This is a genomic window from Brevundimonas sp., from assembly GCF_016463485.1.
Taxonomy (GTDB): Bacteria; Pseudomonadota; Alphaproteobacteria; order Caulobacterales; family Caulobacteraceae; genus Brevundimonas.
Genome location: NZ_JAEMRD010000161.1, coordinates 1 through 6,918 on the forward strand (window position 1 = coordinate 1; position 6,918 = coordinate 6,918).

Sequence of the window (6,918 nt, forward strand, 5' to 3'; positions counted from 1 at the left end):
TGGTCAAGGCCATGCAGGCCGGGGCCCAGGACTTCTTCATCAAGCCCGCCAGCCCCGAACGCATCCTGGTCGGCATCCGGAACGCCCTCCAACTGACCCAGCTGACCAAGGAGGTCGGGCGGCTGAAGAAGCACGTCGGGGGCCGGACATCCTTCGACGACCTGGTCGGCGACAGCCCGCCCATGCGTCTGGTAAAGGCGTTCGGCGCCCGCGCAGCCAAGTCCAACATCCCCGTCCTGATCACCGGCGAAAGCGGCGTCGGCAAGGAAGTCATCGCCCGCGCCCTGCACGGTGCCAGCGACCGGGCCGGCAAGCCGTTCGTGGCGGTCAACTGCGGTGCCCTGCCCGCCAACCTGATCGAATCCATCCTGTTCGGGCATGAGAAGGGAGCCTTCACCGGGGCCCATGACAAGCATCTGGGCAAGTTCCAGGAGGCGACCGGCGGTACCCTGTTTCTGGACGAGATCGGCGAACTGCCGCTGGACATGCAGGTCAAGCTGCTGCGGGCGCTTCAGGAGGGCGAGGTCGATCCGGTGGGATCCAAGCGCTCGGTCAAGGTCGATGTCCGCATCGTCTCCGCGACCAATCGCGACCCCGCGCAACAGGTCAAGGACGGCCATTTCCGCGAAGATTTGTATTACCGGCTGAACGTCTTCCCGATCGAGGCCCCTTCCCTGCGCGAACGTCGCGAGGACATCCCGGCCCTGGTCGAGCATTTCATCGCCCGCTTCAATGTCGAGGAAGGCAAGCGCGTCGTCGGGGCCTCGGCCGAGACCATCGCCCTGCTGACCGCCTTCGACTGGCCCGGCAATGTGCGTCAGCTGGAGAACAGCGTCTATCGCGCCCTGGTCCTGGCCGACGCGCCGTACCTGCAGCCGCACGACTTTCCGTCGATCTCGGGCGTCGCCGCGCCGACGCCGGGTCAGGCGGACGAGGCACGGGCCGCTGCCCCCGCCGGTGTGGACCTCCCGCCCCTGCCCGACCAGCCGATCCGCATCCTCGACGACCGGGGGCATCTGCGCACGCTGGAGGACATCGAGCGCGACCTGATCCAGCACGCGATCGAGGTCTATGCCGGCCACATGTCCGAGATCGCGCGCCGCCTCGGCATCGGCCGCTCGACCCTGTATCGCAAGGTGCGCGAACAGGGGCTGGAAGGGTTGATGAAGGAAGCCGGCTGAGGCCCCGAGCGAGTGTCGCATCGCGGCAACAACCTGAGCGAATGCTGTAATATTTCCGATTTGTAACCTTCCGGACCGACGGGTGACGCGAACGCCTGCGTTGTAGGGGCCTCAATGCGCGGGTCTCGAAGACCCGGCGTATCCCATCGCCTCCCCGTCCACGTTTCCGGATTCTGATTTCATGACGATAGCCGCCGCTATCCTGTACGCCCTCGCATCCGGTTCGCTCCAGACTGCGCCCGCTCCGACGACCCAGACGGCCCCCGCACAGCCTGCCCCCAGCCAGGCCGCACCGACCCAGGAGCCGGTCATCGAGGCCCCGGCCGAGCCTGAGGCGGCGCCTGTCGAAGACGTGCCGGAAGACGCCGTCGACCTGGGCGAACTCGACAGCGTCGCGGCGGCCAAGCCGCGCGGCAGCGTCCAGGGTGACATCGCGCCCGACGTCGTCCTGGATGCCAACCAGATCAAGGCCTACGGCGCGTCCAACATCGCCGAACTGCTGACCAACCTCGAACCCCTGACCCGGTCGTCCAGCGGACGCAGCGACCAGGGCCCGATCATCCTGCTGAACGGGCGCCGCACCTCGGGCTTCCAGGAGATCCAGGGCATTCCGATCGAGGCGATCGAGCGCACCGAGATCCTGCCCGAACAGGTCGCCCTGACCTATGGCTTTGCGGCCGATCGACGCGTGGTCAACATCGTCATCAAGGCCGCCTTCCGTCAGGCGTCCGTCAACCTGCGCACCGGCGGCCCCAGCCAGGGCGGCCGCCTCGCCAGCGAGGTGGCTGGCAATTTCTTCAACGTCCAGGCCGCCGACCGCTGGAACGTCGATGTGGTGCGCCAGCACGACACGGCCCTGTTCGAGTCGGAGCGCGACATCACCCGCGCACCGGGCTCACAGCCCTTCGACCTGATCGGCAATCTGAGCGGCAGCCCCTACGGCACGGCCATCTCGCCCTCCATCGCCGCCCTCGTCGCCGCCGTGCCCACGGGCGGCGCAACCCCGACCGCCGCCCAGATCGCGGCGGGTGCCAATGCGCCGCGCACCGGCAACCTGTCGGACTATCGCACCCTGCTGCCCCGCCGGGACCAGTCCACAGTCCGCGCCTCGCTGGCGCGCGACCTGAACACCACGACCAAGGCGACCCTCAGCGGCAGCCTGGACGACACCTCGACCGAGGGTTTCGGCGGTCTGGCTGGCATCGCCCTGACCCTGCCGGGCGGCAGCCCCTTCACCCCCTTCGCCAACGACACCCGCCTGTACCGGTTCGTCGACGACCCCAGCGCCCTGCTGCGCAACACCGACACCCTGACCGGTAACGCGGCCCTCCTGATCGACGGCTACCTGGGCGACTGGCGCTACTCCCTGTCGGGCAGCATGGACTATGTCGAGACCGAATCGACGGTCGGGCGCGGCTATGACGCCTCGGCCCTGCAGCTGGCGATCAACCAGCGGAATCCGGCCTTCAATCCCTTCGCCGACCTGCCCCTGGCCTTGCTGACGCCCCTGTCGGACACCTCGCGCTCGGTGGCCTCGGGCGCCAATACCGAAGGCGTCCTGACCGGCCGGCTGTGGGACGGCCCGGCGGGCAACCTGCAATCAACCTTCAAGTTCGGCCTAGACACCCGTCGCCTCGAGTCCGAAAGCCTGCGCTCGGGCGTGGCTTCGGAGACCGACCTGGACCGCCAGCGCGCCTATGGCTCGTTCAACCTGTCGATGCCCCTGACCAGCACGCGGCGCGAGTTCCTGCCGGCCTTCGGCGACCTGTCGGTCAGCCTGAACGGCGGCTACGACGAATATTCCGACTTCGGCGGCCTGCGGACCCTGGGGGCCGGCGTCAACTGGGCGCCCAAGACCTTCGTCTCGTTCAATGTGAACTATTCCAACGAACAGGGCCCGCCGACGATCAACCAGCTGAACGATCCGGTCTTGGCGACGGTCAACACCCCGGTCTATGATTTCCGCACCAATCAGACGGTCAACGTCACCTATATCACCGGCGGCAATCCGAACCTGACCTCCGATAATCGCCAGGTGCTGCGCGCGGGCTTCAACCTGACGCCGTTCCAGTCGATGAACCTGTCGTTCCAGAGCACCTACACCTATGCCCTGACCGACGACGCCATCACCGGCTTCCCGACCATCACCCCGGACCTGGAGGCGGCTCTGCCGTCGCGGTTCACGCGTGACGCCGCCGGCACCCTGCTGTCGGTCGATGCGCGCCCGCTGAACTATACCAAGACCGAGCGTCAGGACGTCCGCACCGGCTTCAACTTCTCGCGCCCCTTCGGTACGCCCAGCGCGCCTGCGGCCGGCAGCCCGATGGCGGTCATGGGCGCGGTCATGGGCGGCGGCGGCGGACGTCCCGGCGGCGGTGGCGGTGGCGGCGGTCCTCAGGTCCGCATCCAGGGCGGCGGACCCGGCGGCGGTGGCGGCGGCGGCGGCTTCGGCGGTGGTCGCGGCGGCCCGGCCTTCCAGCCCGGCCAGGGCATCTTCAACCTGTCGGTCTACTATACCTACCGGATCCAGGACGAGATCCTGATCCGCGACGGCCTGGCCGTGATCGACCAGCTGGACGGCGGTGCCACCGGCGGGCGCGGCGGCACGCCCCGCTCCGAGGTCCAGGTCCAGGGCGGTGCGTTCCGCAACGGCATGGGGATGTTCGTCAACGCCAACTGGCGCGACGGCACTCGCGTCGACGGCGGCCTGACCGGCTCGGACCTGACCTTCTCCAGCCAGGCCACGGTGGGGCTCAACGTGTTCGTGGACGCCAACCAGCGTCCGGGCCTGCTCGCCAAATATCCCTGGCTCAAGGGAACGCGCATCAGCCTGGGCGTCGACAACCTGTTCGACACCCGCCTGAACGTCCGCAGCGCCACCGGCGACGTTCCGCTCAACTACCAGCCCGACTTCCTGGACCCCCAGGGACGGGTGATCCGGATCAACCTGCGCAAGGTGCTGTTCTAATCCACTCCGTCACCCTCGGGCTCGACCCGAGGGCCGGACCTTCGGCAGGCAGTTCGGAGGGGCGGCGCACTAGCCGCAGTGCGTCGCTCGGCTGTCCGTCTTCGCCCCACGTCCGATCCTCGGGTCAAGCCCGAGGATGACGACGTATGGGGGGTTGCCCGCCCCTTCCCGCGCAAGATCTTCCCCATCGGCCGTCCCTTGGCCAGTTCGTCGATCAGCTTGTCCAGATAGCGTATCTCGCGCATCAGCGGGTCCTCGACCTGCTCGACCCGAACGCCGCAGACCGAACCCGTGATCAGCTCCCGCGCCGGATTCAGCGCCGGTGCCTGGGCAAAGAAGGTCTCGAAATCCGTCTTGCCCGCCAGATGCGCCTCCAGCCCCGCCGGATCGAGCCCGGTCATCCACAGGATGATCTCATCCACCTCCGCCTTCGTCCGCCCCTTCTTCTCCGCCTTGGCGACGTAGTGCGGATAGACGCTGGCGAAGCTGGTGGTGAAGATGCGGTGTCTGGTGGTCATGGCTTCCTCTCGCGTTTGCGCGTCTCCCCCTTCGCCTTTGCGACGATTTCCTTGAGTTTTCGGCCCTGCATCGACGAGAGGGCCTGGCCGGGGACGCCGAGTTCGGGGTCGCCGAAGGCGCGGCCGTGGGTCTTGACGCGTTCGGACACGGAATCCAGGAACTCGCCTTCCCACTCCGACAGGGGCACGCCCGCCTTGTCCGCCGCGCGCCGGGCGCGTTTCAGGGCGTTCAGCGCCGCGCGTTGATTGGCCTTGCGCTCGGCCTCGAACGGGCTGGGGCGAGCGCCGGCCTTCGCCTTGGGCCCAGATGCGGAAAGACCGCCGGACCGGGTCATTCCCGAAGAAACGGGCCCCGATGCGGCGGTCTTGAAACCGGTCTTGCGTTGCAGGCCTTTCCGGGGCGACGGCGTGTCGCCCTCAGGCCGTGGACCCCGATCGAACGGCGTCCGCTTCAGGGTCAGATCTCGCCGAGCGCCGACAGGTACAGGTCCAGGATCGCATCCTCTTCCTGGCGCTTGGCCTTGTCCTGTTTCCTGATGCGGATGACCTTCCTCAGGATCTTGACGTCATAGCCTTCGCCCTTGGCCTCAAGGAAGACCTCCTTCATGTCGGCCATGATGGCTGCCTTGTCCTCTTCGAGACGCTCGATCCGCTCGATGATGGTGCGCAGACGGCCCTGGGCGGCGGAGTTCAGGACGTCTGGCGAGGCGTCGAAAGAGGCGTCATCGGCCATGGGGAAATCTCCTGAAAAATCGAGCCGGACGCTAACCATGCCACAGCTGGCCGCTCAACCGCACATACGAAAAAGGCCACGGACAATGTCCGCAGCCTGTGGATCGTTCTTCGCTCAAGCAGCGCGGCTCCGCGAGCCGCGCGTTAGCGAAAAATCAGATCAGCCCTGCTTCGCCTTGAAGCGCGGGTCGGTCTTGTTGATCACGAAGACGACGCCCTTGCGACGCACGACCTTGCAGTCGCGGTGACGGGTCTTGAGCGACTTGAGCGAGCTGCGGACCTTCATGGTCGGACATCCTTGGTGGCGCTAACGCTTGCCGCGCGTTCCCGCCTGAGCGGGAATTACGGGGCTCGCTGCTTGAGCGCAGGCTAGAGGCGAAACAAAATAAAAGAGCCGCAAGTCGAGCCTGCGGCGGAGCGGTGCGTATAGAGAACGAGTCCCGAAAGGTCAACCGGGACGCCGGGCCTGATTGCGATCGGCCCGATACCGGCAATTGACGTCGCGGCAGTTCACGTCACCGCCATCGGGAGCGTCACCGCATTGACCCCTTTCGCCGCCCTCGCCATGGTCCGCCACGTCCCAGAGTATAAGGTCCGCCCCCATGAATCGTCGTGAACTGATCGCCTCGGCCGCCGCCGGCGTCGTGGTCGCCCAGGCCGGACCCTCGCTCGCCCAACCCGGAGCCTCGATGCCCAACACGCCGCCCGTTCCTCCGGTCGCCCGGAAGGTCCCCGTCACCATCACCCAGCTGGGCCGGACCCGCACCGACGACTATCAGTGGATGAAGGACGACAACTGGCAGGCCGTGCTGCGCGATCCGTCGCTGATCAAGGCCGACGTCAGGGAACACCTGACCGCCGAGAACGCCTACCGCGCCGCCATGCTGGCCCCGACGCAGCCGCTTCAGGACGCCATGTTCGAGGAGATGAAGGGCCGTATCAAGGAGGCGGATTCGTCGGTCCCCTCCGCCGACGGCCCGTGGGAATACTATACCGAGTTCAGGACCGGCGAGCAGCACCCCCGCTACATGCGCGTCGAACGCCAGGGCAGCTGGATCGAGGACGGCAAACCGGTCACCAAGAACTTCATCGTCGCCCCGACGCCGCAACTGCTGCTGGACTGCAACGCCCTGGCCGAGGGCAAGGCCTATTCGGAGGTGTCGGCGACCGCGCACAGCCCCGATCACGCCCTGTTCGCCTATGCCGAGGACGCGCAAGGCTCCGAGGTTTTCAAGATCTACGTTGTGGACCTGGCCACCGGCGCCGTCCTGCCCGACCCGATCGAGAGCGCGACCGAGAACTTCATCTTCTCGCCCGACAGCGAGTGGATCTTCTGGACCAACCGCGACGAAAACGGCCGCCCGGACAAGATCTTCCGCCGCCCCGCGCGCGGCGGCGACAAGACCCTGGTCTATGAGGAGACCGACGACGGGATGTTCATCAGCGTCGGCGTGACCTCCGACGAGGCCTTCATCCTGATCTCCATCGCCAACCAGGAGACGTCCGAGGCGCGCATCAT

General features: G+C 67.1%; 6 protein-coding genes and 1 pseudogene. 3 read left to right on the forward strand and 4 right to left on the reverse strand.

The features are described 5' to 3' along the window. Together JHC99_RS16365 and JHC99_RS16370 are read left to right on the forward strand one after the other, a co-directional pair. Positions 1–1,181: sigma-54 dependent transcriptional regulator (locus tag JHC99_RS16365; protein WP_292155668.1), on the forward strand; the 1,181-nt coding region annotated here is incomplete at its 5' end. 181 nt (positions 1,182–1,362) lie between these two features. Beyond that, complete coding sequence (locus tag JHC99_RS16370) at positions 1,363–4,149, forward strand: TonB-dependent receptor (protein WP_292155669.1); 2,787 nt, start codon at positions 1,363–1,365, stop codon at positions 4,147–4,149. On the opposite strand, the gene JHC99_RS16375 is transcribed toward JHC99_RS16370, so the two are convergent. From JHC99_RS16375 to ykgO, 4 genes are all read right to left on the reverse strand, one after another. Further along, positions 4,146–4,667 carry a DUF2200 domain-containing protein gene (locus JHC99_RS16375; RefSeq protein ID WP_366927850.1) on the reverse strand — a complete coding sequence of 174 codons (522 nt, stop codon included), beginning with the start codon at positions 4,665–4,667 and terminating at the stop codon, positions 4,146–4,148. The genes JHC99_RS16370 and JHC99_RS16375 overlap by 4 nt on opposite strands. Next, positions 4,664–5,002: a hypothetical protein gene (locus JHC99_RS16380; protein ID WP_292155670.1), complete on the reverse strand. Its 339-nt coding sequence runs from the start codon at positions 5,000–5,002 to the stop codon at positions 4,664–4,666. The genes JHC99_RS16375 and JHC99_RS16380 overlap by 4 nt, the downstream gene beginning before the upstream one ends. Positions 5,003–5,124: 122 nt before the next feature. After that, positions 5,125–5,400 (reverse strand): DUF2312 domain-containing protein, encoded by a 276-nt coding sequence (locus JHC99_RS16385; RefSeq protein ID WP_271144900.1) that lies wholly within the window; start codon positions 5,398–5,400, stop codon positions 5,125–5,127. A 159-nt stretch (positions 5,401–5,559) separates the two neighbouring features. Further along, complete coding sequence (ykgO, locus tag JHC99_RS16390; protein WP_008263184.1) at positions 5,560–5,685, reverse strand: type B 50S ribosomal protein L36; 126 nt, start codon at positions 5,683–5,685, stop codon at positions 5,560–5,562. A gap of 316 nt (positions 5,686–6,001) precedes the next feature. Here ykgO and JHC99_RS16395 point away from each other — a divergent pair. Next, positions 6,002–6,918: pseudogene (locus JHC99_RS16395) on the forward strand (S9 family peptidase); the annotation flags it as partial.

Bases quoted from the DNA above. Each gene is read 5' to 3' on its own strand.
- JHC99_RS16370 (WP_292155669.1), top strand. From the start codon at position 1,363: ATGACGATAGCCGCCGCTATCCTGTACGCCCTCGCATCCGGTTCGCTC.
- JHC99_RS16380 (WP_292155670.1), bottom strand. From the start codon at position 5,002: ATGACCCGGTCCGGCGGTCTTTCCGCATCTGGGCCCAAGGCGAAGGCC.
- ykgO (WP_008263184.1), bottom strand. From the start codon at position 5,685: ATGAAGGTCCGCAGCTCGCTCAAGTCGCTCAAGACCCGTCACCGCGAC.
- JHC99_RS16385 (WP_271144900.1), bottom strand. From the start codon at position 5,400: ATGGCCGATGACGCCTCTTTCGACGCCTCGCCAGACGTCCTGAACTCC.
- JHC99_RS16375 (WP_366927850.1), bottom strand. From the start codon at position 4,667: ATGACCACCAGACACCGCATCTTCACCACCAGCTTCGCCAGCGTCTAT.